At 42.3% G+C, this 22,424-nt stretch carries 16 protein-coding genes; 8 read left to right on the top strand and 8 right to left on the bottom strand.

Going from position 1 to position 22,424, the window contains the following annotated elements; translation table 11 throughout:
- Nucleotides 1-42: 42 nt before the first annotated feature.
- From JJQ94_RS04940 to JJQ94_RS04915, 6 genes are all read right to left on the bottom strand, one after another.
- A complete protein-coding gene (locus JJQ94_RS04940) occupies nt 43-783 on the bottom strand; it encodes a reprolysin-like metallopeptidase (RefSeq protein WP_010605588.1) in 741 nt (246 codons plus the stop codon).
- 15 nt (nt 784-798) lie between these two features.
- The gene (locus JJQ94_RS04935; RefSeq protein ID WP_099029464.1) at nt 799-1,500 is read right to left on the bottom strand and encodes a hypothetical protein; all 702 of its coding nucleotides are present in this window, start codon (nt 1,498-1,500) and stop codon (nt 799-801) included.
- Between the two features lie 336 nt (nt 1,501-1,836).
- Nucleotides 1,837-2,430, bottom strand: a complete 594-nt coding sequence (locus tag JJQ94_RS04930) for a 1-acyl-sn-glycerol-3-phosphate acyltransferase (protein ID WP_099029463.1) — start codon at nt 2,428-2,430, stop codon at nt 1,837-1,839.
- Nucleotides 2,431-2,658: 228 nt separating this feature from the next.
- Complete coding sequence (locus JJQ94_RS04925) at nt 2,659-3,546, bottom strand: hypothetical protein (RefSeq protein ID WP_099029462.1); 888 nt, start codon at nt 3,544-3,546, stop codon at nt 2,659-2,661.
- Between the two features lie 113 nt (nt 3,547-3,659).
- Nucleotides 3,660-4,148 (bottom strand): DUF6702 family protein, encoded by a 489-nt coding sequence (locus JJQ94_RS04920; RefSeq protein WP_099029461.1) that lies wholly within the window; start codon nt 4,146-4,148, stop codon nt 3,660-3,662.
- Nucleotides 4,148-6,571 carry a M1 family metallopeptidase gene (locus tag JJQ94_RS04915; protein WP_099029460.1) on the bottom strand — a complete coding sequence of 808 codons (2,424 nt, stop codon included), beginning with the start codon at nt 6,569-6,571 and terminating at the stop codon, nt 4,148-4,150. Before JJQ94_RS04915 ends, JJQ94_RS04920 begins: the two co-directional genes overlap by 1 nt.
- A 460-nt stretch (nt 6,572-7,031) precedes the next feature.
- On the opposite strand from JJQ94_RS04915, the gene JJQ94_RS04910 reads away from it, so the two are divergent.
- The 4 genes from JJQ94_RS04910 to JJQ94_RS04895 all read left to right on the top strand — a co-directional run bounded on the left by JJQ94_RS04910 (nt 7,032) and on the right by JJQ94_RS04895 (nt 12,892).
- Nucleotides 7,032-7,271 carry a hypothetical protein gene (locus JJQ94_RS04910; protein ID WP_010376069.1) on the top strand — a complete coding sequence of 80 codons (240 nt, stop codon included), beginning with the start codon at nt 7,032-7,034 and terminating at the stop codon, nt 7,269-7,271.
- Nucleotides 7,272-7,352: 81 nt separating this feature from the next.
- Nucleotides 7,353-8,552: an exonuclease SbcCD subunit D gene (locus tag JJQ94_RS04905; protein ID WP_099029459.1), complete on the top strand. Its 1,200-nt coding sequence runs from the start codon at nt 7,353-7,355 to the stop codon at nt 8,550-8,552.
- A gap of 4 nt (nt 8,553-8,556) precedes the next feature.
- Nucleotides 8,557-12,216, top strand: coding sequence for an AAA family ATPase (locus JJQ94_RS04900; RefSeq protein WP_099029458.1), 3,660 nt, complete (start codon nt 8,557-8,559; stop codon nt 12,214-12,216).
- A gap of 10 nt (nt 12,217-12,226) precedes the next feature.
- A complete protein-coding gene (locus JJQ94_RS04895) occupies nt 12,227-12,892 on the top strand; it encodes a class I SAM-dependent methyltransferase (protein WP_099029457.1) in 666 nt (221 codons plus the stop codon).
- Between the two features lie 293 nt (nt 12,893-13,185).
- Here the strand turns inward: JJQ94_RS04895 and JJQ94_RS04890 are convergent, their stop codons facing one another.
- The gene (locus tag JJQ94_RS04890; RefSeq protein WP_099029456.1) at nt 13,186-13,728 is read right to left on the bottom strand and encodes a DUF6942 family protein; all 543 of its coding nucleotides are present in this window, start codon (nt 13,726-13,728) and stop codon (nt 13,186-13,188) included.
- A 174-nt stretch (nt 13,729-13,902) separates the two neighbouring features.
- Between JJQ94_RS04890 and JJQ94_RS04885 the strand changes: the two genes are divergently transcribed.
- From JJQ94_RS04885 to JJQ94_RS04875, 3 genes are all read left to right on the top strand, one after another.
- Complete coding sequence (locus JJQ94_RS04885; RefSeq protein WP_099029455.1) at nt 13,903-14,439, top strand: lipocalin family protein; 537 nt, start codon at nt 13,903-13,905, stop codon at nt 14,437-14,439.
- Nucleotides 14,440-14,635: 196 nt separating this feature from the next.
- On the top strand, nt 14,636-16,555 hold the full coding sequence (locus JJQ94_RS04880) for an alkaline phosphatase PhoX (RefSeq protein WP_099029454.1): 1,920 nt from the start codon (nt 14,636-14,638) through the stop codon (nt 16,553-16,555).
- 66 nt (nt 16,556-16,621) lie between these two features.
- A complete protein-coding gene (locus tag JJQ94_RS04875) occupies nt 16,622-18,277 on the top strand; it encodes a hypothetical protein (protein WP_099029453.1) in 1,656 nt (551 codons plus the stop codon).
- Nucleotides 18,278-18,311: 34 nt separating this feature from the next.
- On the opposite strand, the gene JJQ94_RS04870 is transcribed toward JJQ94_RS04875, so the two are convergent.
- The gene (locus JJQ94_RS04870) at nt 18,312-21,194 is read right to left on the bottom strand and encodes an Ig-like domain-containing protein (protein ID WP_099029452.1); all 2,883 of its coding nucleotides are present in this window, start codon (nt 21,192-21,194) and stop codon (nt 18,312-18,314) included.
- A gap of 459 nt (nt 21,195-21,653) precedes the next feature.
- On the opposite strand from JJQ94_RS04870, the gene JJQ94_RS04865 reads away from it, so the two are divergent.
- Nucleotides 21,654-22,220 (top strand): hypothetical protein, encoded by a 567-nt coding sequence (locus JJQ94_RS04865; protein ID WP_099029451.1) that lies wholly within the window; start codon nt 21,654-21,656, stop codon nt 22,218-22,220.
- The last annotated feature ends 204 nt before the right edge of the window (nt 22,221-22,424 follow it).

Below are 22,424 nucleotides of genomic sequence, written 5' to 3'. Positions count from 1 at the left end.
GGGTTTGGGTGTGTTTTAGTTTGAAACTTGAACGTCAAGCGATTACTTGAAGTTTGCGATGCTCGTTTTAGTCGCATCTACCGTTTTCCAAGCATATGATTGACCAACTACACCGTAAGGCACACCGCCAAGAGACCAGTTCGGATTAGCGAAGTAGTCGTACTGTGTTGCATTACCAAATACATGTGGATAAGCCATGATACTGGCGAAGTTGTCTTGTACGCCGTGGCCCATGCCATCAACGTATACACCACCGCTAGTATCACCTTGCTTGCGTGAATGCGCTAGACCTTGGTTGTGACCAAGCTCATGAACAAATGTTGTTGCACCACAATCGATACCTGTAATGCTGAACATACGGTTGCTCATGCTTGAATATAGGTTGCCATTGCTACCTTGACCTACCCAAGCTAGACCACATGTGATGTAGTTACCATTGCGCTCACCTGTACCAAGTACCGCAACCATATCTGCACGCCAAGTATTACGAAGGTTAGCTACATAGCTGCTGTTAGTCACAGAATCTAACCAAGCACTCGTTGGTGTGATGTTGTAGTTACCTAAGTTTTGCGTACCTGCAAGGCGTAGTTGCAGATCGATACCATTTTGGCTGTAAACTTGGTTTGTAAACGCAATCAACTGATTGATTTTAGTATTAATGTTTGATGTAGCAGCCGCAGACTGATCAGTATAAAGAATGCCGATATCTACAGTGACTGCTGATGCGCTTGCAGATAGAGCGAGTGCTGTTGCCAGCGATGCTGCCTTTACTGTTGTTTTCATTGTTTTTCCTTTCTTTTAGTTAACGTTACTTTTGGGTTGAAAAATATCTTCCTTCACAGAAACTGAGTTATGTTCTGTTTCGTCATGACTATCATGCGGATGTAATTCTTCTTCTTTGTGGGAGCGGTATAAGTCTCGCTTTGCTGCAATCCAGCCAAATTGGTCTTTAGATTCGAATACATAGTTGCCGCTTGGTGCTGTGAGTTGGCCATATACTGCGTCTTTGCCTACCGTCAAAACGGTGGTATGGAAACGACCATCAGCACCAGTGACCTTACCAAAGACGCTTTTATCGCCGTTTTCTGCCAAGGATATGCCGGTCACTTCTGCTACAAATGACTCTTGTGTTTGCGGAATAAGCAATTCAAAGTTATCGCCGCTTTCTAATTTTCTGAGTGTAGGTAAGTCAAACTCAATATAAGCTTCATTGTTTAAATCTTGTGGCAAAACCTTTGCGGCTGACAGCACGGTTTTTGCTTTATTCGATACCTTATTCACCGCATAAAAGTCGCTGCTTTTTTGCGTTGGTGCTGCTGTGATGATAGCTTGCTCCGGACCTCGTTTAAGCGTTTCAAGCTTTGGGATCGCCTTAGACTCATCTTCCGTGTTGTTTGAAACTTGAATTATATTTGCAGGTGAAGGCTGAGCTTCTGGCATCATTTTCCAAAAAGCAATTCCAATAAAACCAACAAGTAATGCAACAATGAGTAATCGCATAATTCACCACGAAGACGTTAATAAGTGGTGAAATACTATTCATTTTGAGGGTTTGTGATCAACTTTTAATTTACCAGTTGTTTTCATTATGATTCATTAAAATTAAATATCTTCATGATATATATGTATAAATCTCATTAACAAATCTTTACAATGTGGTGTGGTTGAATGTGTTAAGCGGTGGTGTTGTCAAACTAATGTAACTAAAGTGTGTTTTTTGAAAGTAATTGATTAGATTGACTCTATTTGTTTTCGATTAGCGGTATTGTTTATCTGTTAGTTTCTATCTAGTTGATTTATATATTTAAAGTTTTCTGCTTTAGTTGACGCTTTTATTCATAGTCCAGATGCGTGTTCAGGGTATTTTGCCATTTGTTTTGAAAACTGTTGTTTGACTTGGTGAAGTAACTGATCTGGAGTGAGCTCCGTAGTATTGTTAATAGCTGGCATAACAACAAAAGTTTTACTACGGTAGTCTATTGCCATAGGTACAATGGGGACTTCGGCGGATTGTGCGATGTAGATAAAACCTTTTTTCCATTCTGAGGTGTATTTACGAGTTCCTTCTGGGGCTAGGCCCAAAATCAATTTGTCGTTGGCATTGAAGATATCGCGAACCTGCGTGACCATACCGTGAGGTGTATCTCGCCTAACCGGAATACCGCCCCATTTGCGTAATAACCAGCCAAATGGTGGGATAAAAATGGTGTGCTTGCCTAGAAAACGAATTTCAACATCAAGTGCAAGCTTGACAGCAATGCCAATAAAGAAGTCCCAGTTTGACGTATGCGGCGCGACGGCGGCTACAAATTTGTCTTCACTTGGGAAGGTACCAGCTATCCTCCATCCCATCATCTTAAGCATCAAGTTTCCAAATTTTCGACCAATAGGGCTGTTCGAGCGTGGGATATTGGGTGGAATATTGATCAAGGTAATGGCCTTCTTTGTTTTTGTTATTTATTGGTGGTGAATTTGTCCTGACTAACAGGTTTAGATACCTATACGGTAGCAAAACGCAGGTGTGCGGCACCATCGTTTAAAACGAGCTACTAGTTATCTACAAAGAGCAATTGAAGTAGAGGGTCCTTATTCCTTATCCCAGCCTCAGGTAAATTAACCAAAGTTGATAATTCAAGTTTCAATATTCAGCCACTCTGATTAGTTGGGCGATATGCATTGGTGGATGGGTTGCCAAGTATATTTGGGGTTAAACAGGATATCCCTTGTATGGCCGCTTAAGTTTGGATTTTGTAGTTTTAACGCTTCTCTATTCTCAAACTTAGCTTTTGCAATGGCTTCACGAGTAATTGGGTGATTGAAAAACAGTTTATCAAACGAGCCGTCTTCGATTGCTTTTTTGAGGCCATAGGTGAGGCGCTTCTTGAGTCGACTATTGTTTTTATTGACGAAAAAATACATGGCGGTGGGATAACAAAACGCAAATCTGGACTCTACTACTGTACTACTCATGCTTTGTAGCTCCGTCCATGGTTCGTGAAGTGCGCGAGGGAAGAGCTCAAAGCGCTTTTCTTCTAACATCTTTGGTAACAAGGAAGCCATGCTAGTAACCACAACAAAGCCATTTTTTTCGTAGATTGAGGTATCAGGCCAATCGATGCCACTGCCAAGCGTGAAGCTCATTAATTGGGCGGGTGAGCTAAGTAGGGAGAGTCTTTCCTCAGTATCTTTGTGGATAAGAAATAAACGCGCCCCCATCATCCCTTTTAGTAACGGCACATATACCGTCGCTAAACTTTTTTCCCTTTTGATTGACGTCATGCTCCAGTGAACATCCAAAAGCTTCCCTTGCTCCAAAATTTCTAAGGTGCGTCCTTGGGGGGTGTGATCGAAAGAGTTTTCACTGAGTTGGTAAGCACCGTACTTATCGCGGCTCTTATTTAGAGCCAGTCTTAATAACGCGATGTAGTAGTCTTGTTTCGGATCGGCAAATTCTTTAGAGATGTTATAGCGCACCAAATCGCTCGCACAGACGCTATATGACGTTAGTAATATGAAGGTTAAAACCAGCTTTATTGAGGCCATCATTCCTTTTCCTCATCGCGCATTAACAATGTATGCTTTAACTTTAGCGCAGAACGTAAGTTGATAAAGTAAAAAAGGCATCGAAGTGCCTTTTTTACTTTAGCGAGTTAGATAACCTAAAACGTGACGCTTAGCCAATCATCATTACCATCAAAGTGCAACGACCTGACTTTTCCTTTGCCTTCAAAGTTTACTAAATTGACTTGATCTGACCACACATCTCTGAGTGCATTATGGCGCATTTTAAGCTCAGTTATTGGTGAGAACAGTGGGGTTTCTTGGTATACCCAAAAGAATTGGCCATCAATTTCCGCACCAACCAAGTTTAAAGGCAGCACTTTCCCTGCGCCTGTTTTTATTTCAACACGCTTACTGACATAATCCGCAAAGCTTGCTCTATCAGCGGTATTGTTAAAGATGTCTGCATTGTGACTCAGTAGGCTCTCTATCGCATGCTCAGTATCATGGAGATAGAATCTGTGCATGATTTCGATATTGCCACTGCGTTCGTTAAATAAAACAGTGGTGATCGCTGCTTTTAATTGGTGCGCCTGACAAAGCGGCGAAATCAGCACAAATAAATAGGCTAAGCGCCAGGTTTTCATTAGTTATCCTTTTTCTCTTCAAATGGTTTTAGCTCGGCTTTCACGTCTTGCATGATATCGCGATACACTTTACCTTCACGCTCTTTCTTTTTATAGAGCTCTAGGCGAGATTCTATAATGCGCCTTGGGTAATGGTTATTCTCGATATCAACGTCAGCAGTTTCCCATCGCGGATCAACGGTCACGGATGCAAGCGGCTTATCTTTATCTGTAATAATTAGCTTGCTGACGTTACGGGCATTGCGACGCCAAATCTCGGCAGGGATAGTCAGCTCTTCTTTGCTACCATCTTGGTAAGTGAGCTCAAGTAAGATTGGCATCACGAGTCCACCGACATTACTAAACTTAAGTACGTAATAGTTTTTGTCTTCTTTTACCGCGCGCTCAAGGGTACGTTTTTCCCAAGGTTTAAGCTCAGATAAAAACTCACGATACTCATTTCGTTCTTCATTGGTTACCGTAAACTGGTCATTGCTATCGTAAAAGTCTGTTACGTCTTTGTTTTTATCAATCCAAAGTGTGCGCCCTTCTTCTTGATTGCGTTTGACGAATAGCGACATTGGCTTGTTCTTTTCAAACTCACGTAGACGACCAAAGTCGATGTCTGGATTTTTGGTGTCTAACCGCAATTGATAGATTTTATCTAATGAGATATCGACATGATCTGTGCTGTAAAACCAGCCACGCCAAAACCAATCTAAATCGACCCCAGAAGCTTCCTCCATCGTTCTAAAGAAATCGGCAGGCGTTGGGCGTTTATATTTCCAGCGTAGGGCATATTCTTTAAATGCAAAATCGAATAGCTCACGACCTAAAATCACCTCGCGCAGAATATTAAGAGCCGCAGCAGGTTTAGTGTAGGCATTTGGGCCCAAGTGCAATACGCTGTCTGATTGCGTCATGATTGGAGACTGATCTTCAGATTTCATGTAGGCCGCAACATCTCTTGGCTCAACGCCCCAAGGAATGGTGGGATCCCATTCGCGACCAGCAACGCCGTCTAAAAAGCTATTGAGGCCCTCGTCCATCCATGTCCACTGACGCTCGTCTGAGTTGACTATCATGGGGAAATAGATGTGCCCTACTTCGTGAATGACAACGCCGATTAAAAAACGTTTCTCGGCCAGTGAATAGGTGCGAGAACCATCATCTTGCAATTTCGTACGAGGACCATTGAAAGTGATCATTGGATATTCCATCCCACCGACAGGACCATTTACCGATTGCGCGGTGGGATAGGGGTAATCAAACGAGAAGCGTGAATAGACTTCCATGGTATGAATAACGGCTTCGGTGGAGTACTTTTTCCACAAGTCACCACCCTCTTTGGGGAAAAATGACATGGCCATCACGAGAGGCTGCTCGTCACCACTTTGCTGATAGCCTTTAGCATCCCACATAAATTTACGTGATGAAGCCCAAGCAAAATCGCGCACATTTTTGGCCTTAAAGCGCCACGTTTTGGTGTCATCTGTGCCAGCTTTTTCGTTTTCTAACGCTTCTTCTTCAGTAACGATGAATACCGGGCGTTTTGCTGTTTTTGCTTGCGCTAGTCTGTCACGCTGGGTTTTGCTCAGAACTTGCTTTGGGTTATCTAACTCACCGGTTGCAGAAACGATATGATCGGCCGGTACCGTGATTTCAACATCGTAGTCACCAAATTCGAGCGTGAACTCACCACTGCCAAGAAACGCCTTGTTGGTCCAAGCTTCATAATCTGTATACGCCGTTAGACGAGGGAACCATTGCGCGAGCAAAAAGATATCATTACCGTCTTTTTCAAAGTGTTCATAACCCGAACGTGCACCGACAGCATCTTCTTCAACAATATTAAAGGCAAAGTCCATACTAAATTGTAGATCTTTACCTGGTTTGAGCGGTTCGTTTAGGTCAACACGCATCATGGTATCAACAATCGTGACCTTGAGTGGTTTACCGCGACCGTCCTTAACATTATTGATGACAAAACCAAGTTCTGTGTCATCCATAAACTGCTGGCGTCTGAGTTGATTTAGTGAAATTTTTGCATGTTTTGTAACCGGATTACTCTGTAATTCGTTCCCAAAAGTTGCAGTGCGCTCAGCAATTGAATCATTTTTGAAGATATTTTGGTCTAATTGTAGCCACAAATATTTGAGAGTGTGAGGAGAGTTATTTTTGTAATGTATGGTCTGCGTAGCGGTTAATCTTTTGGCTTTCTCGTCCAAGTTTACATCAATATCATAATCCACCTTTTGTTGCCAATAGCGCTCTCCGGGCTCACCGGCTGCGCTGCGGTAGATATTTGGGGTCGGTAAGGTTTCGTCTAATTGGCGAAACTTATCTTCAAAATGCCCTTTGGTTTGTGAAATGGCGCTGGCGTGTGCGACACCTGATAGCGCGAGTGCAACCAATAAAGGCATGGCTGGTGTTGTTTTTTTCATTGTTATTTCCCGTTTTATCGTGCCAAGGCATTGGCCGATAAACATTTTTATTTCAGTTTTTTGCTCGGAGTGAGTAGAGGGGATTTGCATGGTGACAAAGGAAGACAAATTAAACCTTCTACGTGTCAATAAACTGACAAATAAAAACACATAAATCAAAGTTTTGAGATAAAGTAACAAGATTTGGACACGACTGAAATGAGACTGTTTTGAGTGTTTTTTAATCGGTTGTTTTTGATAGGAAAAATACAGTGGTCTAAAAAATTAATTTGTATGCCAAAAAGGTATTTTGCTGGGTTATTGTGTACATTTTATAAATAAATAAAGAAAACAAAATTAGTTGTTGATATTGACCCAAGTTTATCTTTAAAATCGCGCACTTTACAATCTCTGGGTAAAACTGGCGCTAGTTTTGCTCTGTACTAAATACCCGTTTAGCGAATCGAATGTGGTGGGCAGTATGGATTTCTACATACTAAAAAAACAAGAGAAGTTTGTTGCAATTCCTGCAGACGAACAAAACTGTAAAGATTATTTAGATGATGGCTATTTTTATGTTGATAAAGTAGCTGCCTGTAACGAGAAATCGGCGATTAAACGCGTGCAAGATAAGCATAGTCGTGTTTTCAAGTTACCTGCTAAATTCTTTTTACTGGCATTACCTATAATCATTTTTGCTTGGTGGCAGTTGACTCACTAAGCTGTTAAAGCGTCAATATTCACAAGACGAATATTGCTCGACGATGCTATATTAGCGTTTCTATAGGAAAAGGAACGCTAAATGAAGGTTTTACACACGTCTGACTGGCACTTAGGGCAATCGTTTTACGAACATGATCGCAGTGAAGAGCATCAGCTGTTTTTAGACTGGCTATGTGATGTGCTGGTTGAAAAGCAAATCGATGTACTGTTGATCAGCGGTGATATTTTTCATACCGCAACACCGCCCGCGAGTGCTGAAAAGCAACTGTATACCTTTATCCAAAAAGCATCTCAACTGTGCCCTCAGCTGCACATTATTCTGATTGCTGGCAACCACGATTCCGCTAATCGCATTGAAACCGCAAAACCACTCTTAACCTTATTCAACACCCATGTTATTGGACGCTTTAACAAGCAAGCGCCTGAACACGTTGTTATCGATTTACCCATCGCAGCGCAGCATATGCATGTTGTGGCAATGCCATTTTTGCGCAGTGCTGATTTACCAAAACCGCTAGATGACGAGTTTGACTATCAAACCGGGGTACAATTAGCTTATCAGCATGCGCTAAGCACGATAGAAGAAGTGAAAGGTCCTATTGTGCTAATGGGGCATCTGCACGCCAAGGGCGGATCGATTTCTGAAGATTCTGAGCGTAACCTCAACATTGGCGGTTTTGATGCGGTGTCTGCAGGCGTGTTTGGCGAGCAGTTTGACTATGTTGCGCTAGGTCATTTACATAAAGCGCAAACCGTCGCTAAGCAGAGTGCTATCAGATACTGCGGCACGCCTTTGCCAATGTCATTTTCCGAACGCAATTATAAGCATCAGGTATTGCTCGCTGAATTTAATGAGCAAGGTCTGGTCGATGTAAACCCCCTTTACGTTCCCCGTTTTAAAGATGTGTTATATATCCCTGAAGATGGTGCAAAGCGCTTGACTGAATTATGCGAAGCTATCGCGGCGCAGGATTTTAGCAAGTTCGATAGCGCTCCCTATATTCGCTTAAAACTATCTGCAGCGGAAACCAATAGCCGCTTTCGAGCCGAGATTGATGAAGCGCTAAAAGGAAAGGATATTAAATTTTGTGGTATTGAGCGGGTGTCTAAAGGCGCAGCTGTCAGTGAGTGGTTATTTGAAGATTTGGGCAAAGTTGAATCGTTATCGCCCAATACCTTGTTGGATATCGCCTATCGCGAAATTGAACCTGAGCAAGAAAAGGCACCCGCGACATTGCATGAAAAGTTAGCAGAAGTGATCGCGAGCATGGAGGAGTAGGGCGATGAAACTTGAAAAAATATTAATCACCAACCTTGCCTCTATAGAAAGTGCTGAAGTCGACTTTACTGTGGCACCACTCAAAGACACCGGTCTTTATGCCATTACTGGTGATACAGGGGCAGGAAAAAGCACTTTACTGGATGCGGTTTGCCTTGCGTTTTATGGCAAAACCGCACGGTTAAAATCGGACGACAAAGAGAAAGTTGCCTTTAATGGCGATAACATTAAGTTAAACGACCCGAGAAACTTATTGCGTCGGGGCTGTGTTGCGGCATCTGCTAGCGTGGTTTTTATTGCTCAAGATAGCAAACGTTATCAAGCTATTTGGTCGGTAGAGCGCGCTAGAAAAAGCCCTAAAGGTAATTTAAAAACCGCCACTATTGAGTTGTTTAGCCTACCAGATATGACCTTAGTCTGTGAGAAGAAAAAAGAAACAGAACAAAAAATCGAACAGCTAGTCGGGCTTAACTTTGAACAGTTTACACGAGCTGTGCTGCTTGCTCAGCATGAATTCTCCGCGTTTTTGAAGGCTGGGGGTGATGAGCGGGCTCAGTTACTAGAATGTCTTACGGGTACCGAAAAGTTCAGTAATATCGGTAAAGCGGTTTTTGAAGCGCACAAACAAAAGAAAATCGAGCTGCAATCCCTGCAAGATAGGCTAGGTCAAATTGTGCTCTTGTCACCAGAGCAGCTCGCCGAACTTGAAGCACAGAAGTTGAAGTTGATTGAAACAAGAAATCGACAACAAGAGACAAGTACAAAGCTGCAAGCTCAGCTGCAATGGCTCGCGGATGTTGAGCTAAGAAAGCAAAAAATAGCTGAGGTGGAACACACGCTACAAACGCTTGAGCAGCAAATAGAAGAGGGAAAGTCGCAGCAGGAATATGCGCAGCAAGTCTTAAAAGCCAATGAGATGCGTGATAACCGTGAGCAGCATGAGCTGGCAGATAAACGCGTTGCGCAGCTATCTCAAGAGCAGCTAGCACTGCAGCAACAAGATTTTGCATCCGCTATTGCAACGCTAAAAGCAAAACAGCAGCAACTGGAACAGCAGCTCATTACGCAGCAAGCCAATTTTGTAAAGTTAGAACCAAGTTTTAACACCATTCGTATATTGGATGAAAAGCTGAGCCTACACAAAGCGCAAGAACGAGAAACAAAGCCCTATCTCGATAAGCACGCCAATCTTATTGCGCAACATGAGGCTACGATACAGAAGTATCAAGTGCAACAAGGCGAAATCGATACTGAATTACAGCAGCTAGAGCATGAGCAAGCGGACTTGCACTCAGTTAGCAACATTGCCAGACAATGGAGCGTAGTTCAGCCTCAGTTCGATGATCTGCAAAAGTACCAACAACAACGCAATGATCATGAAGTCCAGTTGCAAAAATTACCGAACGAACAGCAAGCGCTAGATACACAATTGAGCAAACATGAGGCTGAGGTACAGCAACTACAAAAGGTTTACGACACCGAAGCCAGCGCGCTCTCAGCGTTAAAAGAAGCACTCGCACCTTTGACTCAACAAGACCTAAATTTAGCATTGCAGAACTGGTCTCTATGCGTGCAAGCCTATCGTAGTATTGAAGAAGGGGATGCCTTGCTGCATCAGTTACGAGCACAACAAACTCAACATCATATTGGCTTGGAAAGGCTTGAGATGCTGATCCGAGATACCAAGCAGCAAGACGAGTTGTCTAAGCAGCGCCTAGCCCTAACTCGTGATAACTTGGAGCAAGTGCAGTTACGCGCAAGTGAGCGGATCAGCAATTTACGCTCTCAACTGCGGGCAGGGCAAGAATGCATGGTATGTGGCTCAAAAGAACATCCTTATGGTGTAGAGCACATCGATGCCCACTGGGAACAGTTACTATCGGATTTTCGGTCTCAGTATCAGGCTGCTGAGCAAGCTCGTGAGCAAGTGTTGCAGCGTTATAATCAACAAGTCGGTGAAAAAGAGCGTGAAAATGCGCTATGGCAGTCAGTCACTCAGGAAATTGCTCACTGCACTAAGCAAATAAATGAGAATCGCGCTCGACTAGATGCGTTGAGTGATGAGTATAAAGTTGGCAATGCTGAACAAGCTGAATTGCAACTCGTGAGTATTCAGTCACGGCTAAGTGAACTATCAAAGTTACGCAATAATATCGATCGCCAATGGCAGTCGGTTCAGCAGGCACAACAACACCTCGAGCAGGCTAAACATAAAGGACAGGCACTTCAGCAACAGCACCATGATTTAGGCAATCATATTGCCTTTTTGCGAACCGAATATGAGCAGCTATCACAGACAGTGGATGCCTTACGCAATCGACTTGAAGCGTTAATTTTCGATAAGTCGTGGTGGCAAGACTTTGATTCATCTCCTCAAGCTGCCATTAGCCAACTTAAAACAAGAGTGCAAACTTGGCTAAAAACCACCGAGCGTACCGATGCGTTAACGGCGAATAAAGTCCAGCTTGATCATCAATTACATCTTGTCAGTCAACAAAAACAAGATGAGGCGCAGCGGCTTGAAGAATTAGAACATACGCTTTTACAACACCAGCAAAATATTGAACACCTCAATCGCGAACGTGCTGAATACTTACCACAGCAGCACACCAGATTGGATGATTGGATTGCAGAGCTTAAGCAGCAAAAACAGCAAAGTCGAGAGCAGATCACACAAACCCAGCTGGCGCTGAGTCAAACCGAAGCACAGCGTGAAAAAGCCCAGCACAGTCTGGCGCAGCTAGAAAAGCAAATTGTCGAGCAAACATCGCGGTTGCAGCAACTCAATGAACGCTTTGAACAATGGTTGCTCGGTCAACAAGGGCAGCTAGACAAAGTAAAAATATTAGCGTTACTTGAGGTTTCGTTAGATGAAGCTCAAGCGAATCTAGAAAAGTGTGCGCAAGTTCAGCAAGCCTTTCAAAACACTAAGCTGCAGCTTAGTCATCAGCGTGAAGAACTGAGCCAACTTGAAAATACGTACCCTGATGGGGTTGATAGTGAACAAGTTAAGCAAAGTCATGCCGAGACGACGCAAGCACTTGAACAAACTCAAAGTCAGTTGCTACAAGTGCAAACTGCATTAGAGGTCGATGCTCAGAATAAACAACAATTCTCTTTACAAGCGGCAAGTCTAGCTCAGCTACAACAAGACTACGAGCAATGGCATTTGCTAGATAAGCTTTTAGGCGACGCAACAGGCAAAAAGTTGCGTAATTGGGCGCAAACGCAAACGTTAAAAATCTTATTGCAGTATGCTAACCAGCAATTGCATACGCTTTCTAGACGCTATTTGCTTACTAATATTGAACAGTCTTTAGAAATTGCGGTCATAGATAAAGACATGGCTGACGAACAACGTAGCGTCAACACTTTATCTGGAGGGGAGTCCTTCTTGGTATCTTTATCTTTAGCACTTGGACTTGCTGCGCTTTCATCAAACAAAGTGCAAATACATTCATTATTCATTGATGAAGGGTTTGGTACGTTAGACCCCGAGACGCTGGGTGTCGCGATTGATGCACTAGACGCGTTGCAATCACAAGGCCGCAAGGTTGGAGTGATCTCGCATGTTGCTCAGATGAGCGAGCGGATCGCCACCCGTATCCATGTGAATAAACAGCCGGGAGGCTACTCATCTTTAAATTTAGTACCACGAACATAAGGAAATTTGGATGCCGACTTTCACGGGCGAAGAAGCCCAAAACTATGACTCAAGGATCACAAAACTTGTGCCAGGCTATGCGTTAATTCACCAACTTACCGGGGCACAACTTTTAGCACTTTACCCAGATAGCGCAACCATTTTGGTTGTGGGTGCAGGGACAGGCAAAGAAATTGTAGAGCTTGCTCAGCTAAACCCGAGTTGGTGGTTTATAGCGCAAGATGTATCTGCTGATATGCTGGCGATTGCAGATCAGCATTTTACTAAGTTAGGCCTACAGGAGCGCGTGCAGATCCATCATGGCGCGATTTCACCACAGGCCTATCAAGCAGATGCAATACTGTGCTTGCTGGTAATGCACTTTGTAAAAGATAACGGCGATAAAGCAAGCTTGTTTAAACAAATGAGTGAGCAGCTAAAGTCGGATGGGCGTCTTTTTATTGCCGACTTAGAAAAACCTGCGACAAGCTTTGAACGTGAAGCGCAGTTAATCGTTTGCAAACAACTTGGGCTGACTGATGTTGGTGAGCAGCGCATGAGGGTGAATTTAGAGCATGAGTTTTACCCCGTGGATAAAATGCGCCTTGCAGAGCTGCTAGACATCGCAGGTTTTGGCATTGCTAAACCTTTCTTTAAAGCCCTTGGATTTGCGGGCTTTGTGGTAGATAAACAGTAGCTTTTATCTAAATAACCTAAGCTTCGGTTAAATAAGCCAGACCATATTCGGGTTTGGCTTTTCCTTTCTTACTCTTTCAAAGTCGCTGGCATTAAGTTAGTAAAATAGTGATCTATACCTAGTCAATTGCTGCTCCGCCACTGGCGTCACCGCGCTTTATCTATCAATTCTTTCTAAAAAGTTAGTAAAACTCTGATCTCAATGACTATGATGCGGAAGGTAGATCAGTATTTTACTTAGTAAAAATTTGATCTATTCACGAATTGGCATGCAGTTCAGTTTCCGCCTAATATCTAACCTTGTCTTATTATATCCACTAACCTATTGATTTTTTTGTTACTAAGTTGGCGATAATCCAAAAATGGCGAAATAATAAGACGTAAGTTATAGTCAACAGCGAACTCATCATCCAGCCAAACTAGATTGTTAGTAAAAACCTGATCTCTAAGTAGTGATTTCGCGTAGGTGCGTCCTGCAATAATATGCCAATCGTATGTTTTTGTTGAAAAATCAGGTGTTGAGAAGAGCAGGGCTTCCTGACTTGAAGCTTGAAGTAACGCGCTATCACGATATGACTGCCAAGTTGGATAGTTAGTAATATCGTGATCTGGCAGCTTTGCTGCAAATAAAAACTTGGCAAAAACATTGAAGATTTTCCGCCAACCGTTGCCGCAATGAGCATTAATATGTTCGATCTCCCCACTGGCTAACGCACTGACTTGCATCAAATTATTATAAGGCTCTATGATTGGTGGATGTTCAATATAAAACGCAACTTTACCCGTTGCTACACCCAAACCATGAGTTAGTATTTTTTTGCTCTGTGCTGTATTCATCGTACTTTACTGCGATCTATTCATTTGTACGTAAGTTTAAAATAAATAAGGTGAAATTGGCATGGCAAGGGTTTGAATTAAATCTAGTTCTTACTAGGTAAAAAATCGAACCTATCGCTAATCTTAGCGCTTGGTTACTACGTATGACATTAAATTGGAATATGGAGAACTTATATGAAAGTACGACAGTTATTTTTCACGGTGATTTTAACGCTTGCAGTTTCTGCATGCACAGGGCTTCCAGATGGCATTAAACCAGTTAAAGACTTTAATGTTGAGCGCTATACAGGCACCTGGTATGAAATCGCGCGATTAGATCATTCATTTGAAAGGGGGATGCAGAACGTCACGGCGAATTATAGCCAAAACCCCGACGGTTCAATTAAAGTCGTAAATAAGGGGTATGTTACAGAGGAAGGTGAGTGGAAAGAAGCGATTGGCAAAGCTAAGTTTGTTGCAAATGATGAAATAGCACATCTGAAAGTATCATTTTTTGGTCCGTTTTATGGCAGTTATGTGGTATTCGAGTTAGATGAAGATTACCAGTATGCATTTGTTACCAGCTACAACCGTGATTACCTTTGGTTGCTTTCTAGAGCACCTAAAGTGCCCGATACCGTAATGAACAAGTTTAAAACCATGTCTGAACAATATGGTTTTAACACCAATGAACTTATCTATATGAAACACGAACCCGTTCAAAAAGAATAGTGTAAACCCCCTTTACACTAGAGTTCCTTTTATGGGTATTTTAACTTGCTAACAGAAGGGAGGCTGTATGTGAGTTGAGTATAAGTGTCTTATTCCTGTAGGAAATGGTTAATAAATCATTCAGTCAACTGTAACAAGAACACTTCACACTGTTGCACGCTTTACAAAAAATAATACTTAGGAACTGGAGTAACTCATGAAGCGTGTAGCATATTCTCTTATTGCAGCGGCAGTTGCAATGGCACTTACAGCCTGTGATGGTGACGACGGAGCACAAGGTCCTGCGGGTCCTCAAGGTGAGCAGGGCACTGCTGGCCAAGACGGTGCAAACGGTACTAATGGCTCAAATGGTACAAACGGCACAAATGGACAAAATGGTACTGACGGCCAGGATGGTCAAAATGGACAAGACGGCCAAAATGGTCGTGATGGTAGTTACAGCGTACCTGGCCTGGTTCGTATAGCAACCGTCCCTGCTGGTGCTGAAGTAACTGGTCTATTTCTTTCTGAAGGGGGTGACTTGTTCTTTAACGTTCAGCACCCAAATGACACCAACACAGCTACTGATAAGTTCAATAGCAAGCCATTCAATACGGGCACTGTCGGTGTACTAACCGGTGTGAACTTTAATAATCTACCCGCAAATATCCCAAGCGCGCCGGTTCCTGCTTCGACCATGGAACAACAAACCGTGATTTCTGCTATTGGTCAATATCAAATTCTAGGCCAAACAGGTGATACATTCGCAAACCTTGGCACTAAGGGATTAGCGGGTGGTTTGGGTGTACATTACAGCATCTCAACTGGTGAAGAAATCATTAAAAATGATAACCCTGATTTCAATGGTTATATTCCAGTCGATGCAAACACAGGTTACCTATTCACAAACTGGGAAGCGTACCCTGGTGGTGTCAGTCGTTTGAAAATGAGTAAAGCGACAACGGGTAAATGGTCAATTGAAGAAGCCATGATGGTAGACTTCGACGGTGTTAAAGGGACTGCTGCTAACTGCTTTGGTTCGGTATCGCCTTGGGGCACGCCGCTGACTTCAGAAGAATGGATTGTTTGGTCGGCTGTAGATACTACTCAAGATCCACAGTGGAATAACCCTGCTGAAACAGGTAATGACACAATGGAAGCGTTAATGGCACCTGATTTCCCTAACCCTTATCGCTACGGTTACATTGCTGAAATTAAAAACCCTACAACTGAGACACCTGATGTTGTGAAACACTTCACAATTGGTCGTTATGAGCATGAAAACTCAGTTGTGATGCCAGACCGTCGTACTGTTTATTCATCACAAGATGATACCGGTGGCGTACTATTTAAATTTGTTGCAGATCAACCAGAAGACTTAAGTGCAGGTACCCTGTACGCAGCAAAGCTAACGCAAGATGCTGGCCTTACCGATCCGGCTGTAACTGGCTTTGACATTAGCTGGGTTGAGCTTGGTCGCGGCAGTAATGCACAAATTGAAACTTGGGTGGCTGAATATGATGGCATCAATGAGACTGACTATGTTGAAGGTCAAACAAGCTATCTGTCTGTTGCTGATGTAAAAGCGTGGGCAGAAGGCGCTGCAACTTATCCAACTGTTGCAAACGGTGGCGGTAAAGTAACGGCAGGTAAAGCGATGGACAACCGCGCTATCTTCCTTGAGTCTCGTCAGGCTGCACGCCAAAAAGGCGCTACGGCTGAATGGCGTAAACTTGAAGGCTTAAGCATCAACCATAACCGCGTACTTGAGGCGGTAACTGGTCAAGATGTTGTTGCCGGTGAGGTGGTAGATAAAGCCTATATGTATATCGGTATCTCTGATATCGACAACACCATGATTGATGGCGAAGGTGACATGCAGCTTTCTGCGCGTGTTAAAGATTGTGGCGGTGTATACCGTGCACATATCGATAACAACTATAACCTAACTCGTATTGAGCCGGTTGTTATGGGTGCAACTTACCGCTCGTCACTAACTGGCGCTGAGCGTTGTGACGTCAATCAGCTTTCGCAGCCTGATAACGTAATCGTAATGGAAGATGGTCGCATCATCATTGGTGAAGATGGCTTCCAAGAAAACAATACGCTTTGGCTTTATGACCCTAAAGCAAAATAATTAAGCAAGTAGCAGCGCACTTCATGGTGCGCTGCTTTTTTTTAGCAAAATTTTGGAGTCATAAAAATGAAATACGTTAGCCTAATTCTAGTGGCATTGACGAGCGTAGCCTTGTTTGGTTGTAATGATGAACAGACTCAAGGGCTAACCAATACCACACTTATGTCGGCGCAAACTACAGCACCTTATAAACAGGGTGATGATATTCCTGCGACCGCATTTATGCAGCACAATGAAGTCTATAACCCTGAATCAGTGATCCCACCTCAATGTTACACCAAAACGGATGGCGTGAATAATCCTTGCTATGCCTGTCATCAATCATATGATGAAAAAAACCGACCAAACATGATGCGCGATGCCAATTTACAAGGCGCCTATGAGTTTTCCGATCTTGGATTTAAAAACCACTGGAAAAACCTGTTTAAAGATCGCTCTGAGCTTATCAAAGGTATCTCAGATCAAGATATTACTAACTGGGTCAATCAAGATAATTACACCCCTTTCATCAAAAAACTAAAAAATAACCCTGATTGGAAAGGTGAGATCACCCCGCTTAACAACTTGGCGTATCCAGAAAAAGCCTTCGATGAGCTGGGTATAGCAAAGGATGGCAGTGGCTGGGTGGCATTCAATTATAAACCTTTCCCTAGTACTTTCTGGCCGACCAATGGTTCTACGGGGGATGTCATGATCCGCCTTGCTGACTCCTTTAGAGAAAAAGGTGGAACGTATAATCAGGACGTCTACCTTGCCAACTTAAGTCTAGTTGAAATGGCTGTAAAGGGGCTTGACGAAATATCAACGCCAGTTATTTCTGAATCGCGAGTTGGCGTAGATTTGAATGGTGATGGCAAACTCACGCAGATCACTAACATGCTGCGTAGTGAACGTTACCTTGGTGATGCCAATACTATCGAGCTTGCTCATCAGTTATATCCACAAGACACCGAGTTTTTACACACCGTTCGTTATATTGGAGTGGATGATAATGGCCAAGTATTTAATGCGCCAAGAATGAAAGAAGTGCGCTATATGAAAAAGCACAATTTTAAATCTAAGCAGTCGCTCGGTGCTGCCTACTATAGAGAAGCGAAAGAAAAGTCATTCGAAAATTATCCTCAAACGCTTTATTTGGGCGACCAAGGGATCAATAACAACTTCGGTTGGACGATTAACGGTTATATTGAAGACAAAAATGGTGCACTTCGTCCGCAACATGAGCAAGAGCTTGCTTTTTGTAATGGTTGTCACAAAACCATTGGCTCAACCTATGACCAAACCTTCTCGTTTGCGCGTAAAGTTGAAGGCAAACTGGGTTGGGGTTATATCAATTTAAAAGAGATGCAAGATGTACCTAACAAAGGCGAAGTGCAGGGCGAATTCTTGACCTATATGATGCGTGTTGGCGGCGGGGATGAGTTTAGGCAAAACCAAGAGATGCTTATGCGCTGGTTTAACGAAGATGGCACGGTAAACAGCAAAAAAGTGCAGTCTGCGAAAAACCTTTATGAATTGATCACACCATCAAAACCACGTGCGCTGGCACTGAATAAAGCCTACTTGACCATTGTCAAAGAGCAAAGTTACCTATTTGGTCGTGACGCCACCATAGTAAAAGCGCGTAATGTGCTTGAACAAGTCGATGATTCTCAACAGCCTCTAGAGCCAGAGCACCGATATGTATGGGATATGCAGCTGGATTGGAATAAAGGTGAGTAAAATGGTAGGAGCTCAATGAGCTCCTACATTAGAGTTAACCTTTTTTAAAGGTTAACAGATGCTTTGGGGATCTCAGGATGAAGGTCCCTAGGAGTAAAATAAGTAAAAGCATATTCATGTTGCCAGAATCTTTCTCGGGTGGTGTTTTTGGCTGATTTTTCACACTGATTTCAACCATCTTAGTTTCTGAGTTCGCGAAACCATCAGATACAAAGTACTCAAAGTGGAAATTTTGTGGTGTACTCTCATTCGCTGTAAATTTTACAACCCCTGTTTGGCTATCAAAAGTGAAATTTGCAAGCTTATTCGGGTTACTCACAGTGTAAATAAGTAGGTCTGAGTCAGCATCGTTACCATCAAGTTTAATTGTTGTCAGCTCATTTCGTACAGCATCAAACGCCAAGTTCTCGGCGGTTGGTGTGCTGTTGGTGAGTTTAATCGATACAATGCCAGTTTCAGAGTCCACATAACCATCATTTACTTTGTATTGTATATGGACGTCACCGCAACAAGATGTGGGTGTAAATAGTAAAATCCCGGCTTCTCTATCAAGCCATGTGAGCCCTTCTATATTTTCTTTATCTAGCAAGGAATAGCTTAAAGATGTTGAATCTTCGTCTTCTGCAGGTAATGTAATCTTTAAGGGCTTATTCCAGTGAGTAGCCACTTCAATATTGTTTATTTGTGGTTGGGCATTGTAGACTTCAATGTTGACGTCCCCTTTTGCGACTTCCCACTCTCCTTGCGTTGCACTATATTCTAAGTATTCATGGCCAAGAGACTGTGGCTGATATAAAAAGCGCTGACTAGGTGCAGGATCTATTGAGCTTAGCTCCCCATGACGGGTGAAATTTGTGAAAGCGTAGGAGGTATTTTCATGTTTTTCTGGTAGCGTAATAGATAATTGCTCGCTAATATGAACTCTATAGTCGAGTGGCGGTATTACTTCCTGATTTGGCTGACCTTTTGCGATTTCAAACACTTGGGGAGCGGATCCAGATGTCACCAAAAACTTACTATCGTTCACTACCGAAGTATTAACATAGCCGTTATTGGCAACCCCATTAATTTCCCAATCTATTTGCTGAGAAAATGTATCAAGCTGGCCGAACTTTGTAGTGCAAGAATAGATCAGTGAATGTGGGCCACTTTGGTGTAACCCGACCGGCACATCACCTTCACACACTTTTGTGATTGGAAGTGGAGTTTCGCTTGTATTGATCACAAGAATGGCACCATCTTTCGTTAAGGCATAAGTGCCAATTTCTTCATGGTATGCTGCTGATGCTATGTCGACATATGACCCTTCACCAATTTGCTGAAATTCTGAATTAAATTGGTAATACCATGTAGAATCCTGCACTTGAACATATAACCCATGCAATAGATGGCTCTCTATCGTTCTTGCATAGACAAGCTTTTTAAGTGGTTCGAAATGAAACTCTAGAGGGAGAGTAGCACTATCTAGACTGTTTTCATTGGCTTCTTCTTGAGTGGTAACAATGAAGCGATGAGGATATTTGTCGAGTAGCAAATACGTATAGAAGAGTTTATCTAGCTTTCCATCGTTGTTGAAGTCATCATAAAATTCAAACTTTTTGCTTGTGAGGTACTCAGCAAATTCAGAATCATACGTATACGTTGAGAGTGTATCGCTGTTTTGTAAGCTGATTTTGGTTCTCATGTTCTTGGTGTGAATTCCCCCGCTCATTGCACTTTCAAAAAGCGCTTTGGAGTGGCAAGATAATTGCGCTTGATCGTTGTTGACATCCTCAACCATATTCTGCTGAGAATGCATACAGCGAACATCATATTCTGGTAGCATGGCTTGCTGTGAAGCGACATGAGTATCAAAAATAATGTTTTGACTGTTAAATTCAGTAGTATAAATCAAATCTACTTTACCATCGAAAGTGATGTCTCCATAGTAGGTTATAAAACGATGGAAATATGCAAGGTCATGATCGAAGCGATAGCATTTTGCTGCGGGAGCATTTCTTTTTAAGTCTCTAACACAGTATCGGTATCGCTCAAACTGCCGTTCGAAGCCTCTTGTGTGCGATGACCAAGTTATCAACTTATCAGTTTCTGTTTGATTTATTGGATGGACTATTCGGTGCTCATCTGGCAGTCCGAAAATAGCTTCAACTCGTTGAGAAATACTATCAAAGATCTCAACTTGAGAATCAGCGTCATTTTGCATTAAGATTTCGTGAATACCGTCCTTATTTTCATCTAAAGTCTTTAAGAAGTTTTTGCCAGATAATACATTTGCATTGGCATTACCCACCACCGTTAACTGTTCCGCGATGAGCTCATAGATAGCTCCTGTGGACAGCAATATCTGTTTACGATTCTCAGCAGTAAAGCTACCTGCGAGCATGCTACCACCAACATCAGATAGTTTTCGAACTTCGGTATTACTGTCGATGGATACTGCGTATATTGAACTTGCTGTTGTAATCAACACCTCGCTTTGTTTCCAAGGCGATTTTTGCAAAGAAACAATGGGAGATGTTGATATTTCAGTCGAATTAACAAGAGTTTTACTATTAGTATCAATAACTAATAGGCGATTTTCTGCTGCCAAGACTAAAAACTGAGACGTAGTGTTATTTACAGTAACAAGTACATGTTTACTTGTAGCTGCACCAAGTAACATTCTTTGATTAACGATAAAACGATCATCTTTTTTGACTAAGAAAGTCACATAATTAGAATTGTCGATTGTGTCGACTAATACTATTTCATGCTCTCCATTTAGTTTTTTCTCTGCGTGTAAAACTTTTTCAAATTGTCCAATTTCAGAGAGGTTGAAATAAGACTGTGGTAATTCATTTTGAGCTTGAGCAAATGAAGCGGTAAGAAGAAGTGCTAGAGCAAAGCTATTACTTACTTTTAAATGTACGCTCTGCATACATAATCCTTTTGTTTTATAAGAACTTTATATTTAAGGGGGTATCATGAGTTACTTACATTGTTTATTATCAGTAACTTAGTTTGGCTGTTTTTTTATGAAAAACTTTTTGTCGAAAGAATATAGCACGAGTTATTGTTGGATAGCAGTAAGTAGTTAATTCTGGTTCACCTAATTATATCTCTGTGTAAATCATGAAGAGTTGGGAGTGGTTGTTGATTGAAAAAGTTAGCTGTAATAGTCATTTTTATTAGCCTTTGCATTATATTTTCTCTGATCTTGTACGAAAATACTCATAAAATACCGGCAAGTAACGATATTAATGTCGTTGAAAAACCTTCCATAATAAAAGCTTATGCGAGCAAGAAAACTGTAAGTAATGAAGTCATAACCCAATCGGATCATTTAGATCGTGAGAGTCTATTTCAAAATGCAAACAACATAAGAATATGCAGAAGAGTGCCTAAAACGCAGAGCGAACTCGATACTTGGGCTGAACGAGCGCATGCTAATGATGAGTACTATGAAATCATAGATAGTATGCATAGAAAATTTAAAATGTGCTTAGGCATCGCAGATCGCGATGGCCCTTATGTTGACATGTTGATAGAAGCTGCTGAAAAGGGCTCAGATAAAGCGGTGTCTTTGTTTTGGCAACTGGGCGACGTTGAGCTGGTTGATGAGCTGAAGTTAAAAGATGTCCCAAGAGATGAACAAGTTTCGCGTCGACAAGCATTTATCACGACTAAGTATCGCTTAGCGCACAAGGTCGCACTTCAAGGTGGTGAGAGTTCGATGCTAAAGCTTATCTCTGGCTTTCAACACTTAGATCCACAAACTGGTGGGCAGGATTATGTTAAGTCTCTCGCTTTTGCTTACTTTTTTGTAGAAGTGGTGAGTAACAGTGACGTATTTGGCAGAGTTGAGTGGACAATCAGAGATCTCGAGGGAAAAATGTCACCAGAAGAAATTACTCAAGCCAACGAACTGACTCGTGACTTTTTAGCGCAGCATAGAGCGCTATAGACCTTGAAGGTAAGATAAAGCTTAAGCTCGGATCAGAGCAGAATTACTCTTCTCGCTTTCTGGATCAGAATTTAACTAACCAATAGTATTCTTTTGGCGCTTAGATCAGGATTTTACTAAGCTAGTCCGAGAACAAGACTACCAGATCATATTTTTACTAACTGATTAAGCTAATTGGGCTCATTGGATCACGATTTTACTAAC

The sequence above is a fragment of the Pseudoalteromonas sp. GCY genome, from assembly GCF_016695175.1.
Classification (GTDB): domain Bacteria; phylum Pseudomonadota; class Gammaproteobacteria; order Enterobacterales; family Alteromonadaceae; genus Pseudoalteromonas.
This window is presented reverse-complemented; position numbering and strand designations above follow the sequence as displayed.

Coding starts and splice junctions, on each gene's coding strand:
- JJQ94_RS04870 (WP_099029452.1), bottom strand. CDS start 21,194: ATGCAGAGCGTACATTTAAAAGTAAGTAATAGCTTTGCTCTAGCACTT.
- JJQ94_RS04940 (WP_010605588.1), bottom strand. CDS start 783: ATGAAAACAACAGTAAAGGCAGCATCGCTGGCAACAGCACTCGCTCTA.
- JJQ94_RS04895 (WP_099029457.1), top strand. CDS start 12,227: ATGCCGACTTTCACGGGCGAAGAAGCCCAAAACTATGACTCAAGGATC.
- JJQ94_RS04900 (WP_099029458.1), top strand. CDS start 8,557: ATGAAACTTGAAAAAATATTAATCACCAACCTTGCCTCTATAGAAAGT.
- JJQ94_RS04875 (WP_099029453.1), top strand. CDS start 16,622: ATGAAATACGTTAGCCTAATTCTAGTGGCATTGACGAGCGTAGCCTTG.
- JJQ94_RS04905 (WP_099029459.1), top strand. CDS start 7,353: ATGAAGGTTTTACACACGTCTGACTGGCACTTAGGGCAATCGTTTTAC.
- JJQ94_RS04910 (WP_010376069.1), top strand. CDS start 7,032: ATGGATTTCTACATACTAAAAAAACAAGAGAAGTTTGTTGCAATTCCT.
- JJQ94_RS04885 (WP_099029455.1), top strand. CDS start 13,903: ATGAAAGTACGACAGTTATTTTTCACGGTGATTTTAACGCTTGCAGTT.
- JJQ94_RS04890 (WP_099029456.1), bottom strand. CDS start 13,728: ATGAATACAGCACAGAGCAAAAAAATACTAACTCATGGTTTGGGTGTA.
- JJQ94_RS04925 (WP_099029462.1), bottom strand. CDS start 3,546: ATGATGGCCTCAATAAAGCTGGTTTTAACCTTCATATTACTAACGTCA.
- JJQ94_RS04880 (WP_099029454.1), top strand. CDS start 14,636: ATGAAGCGTGTAGCATATTCTCTTATTGCAGCGGCAGTTGCAATGGCA.
- JJQ94_RS04935 (WP_099029464.1), bottom strand. CDS start 1,500: ATGCGATTACTCATTGTTGCATTACTTGTTGGTTTTATTGGAATTGCT.
- JJQ94_RS04920 (WP_099029461.1), bottom strand. CDS start 4,148: ATGAAAACCTGGCGCTTAGCCTATTTATTTGTGCTGATTTCGCCGCTT.
- JJQ94_RS04915 (WP_099029460.1), bottom strand. CDS start 6,571: ATGAAAAAAACAACACCAGCCATGCCTTTATTGGTTGCACTCGCGCTA.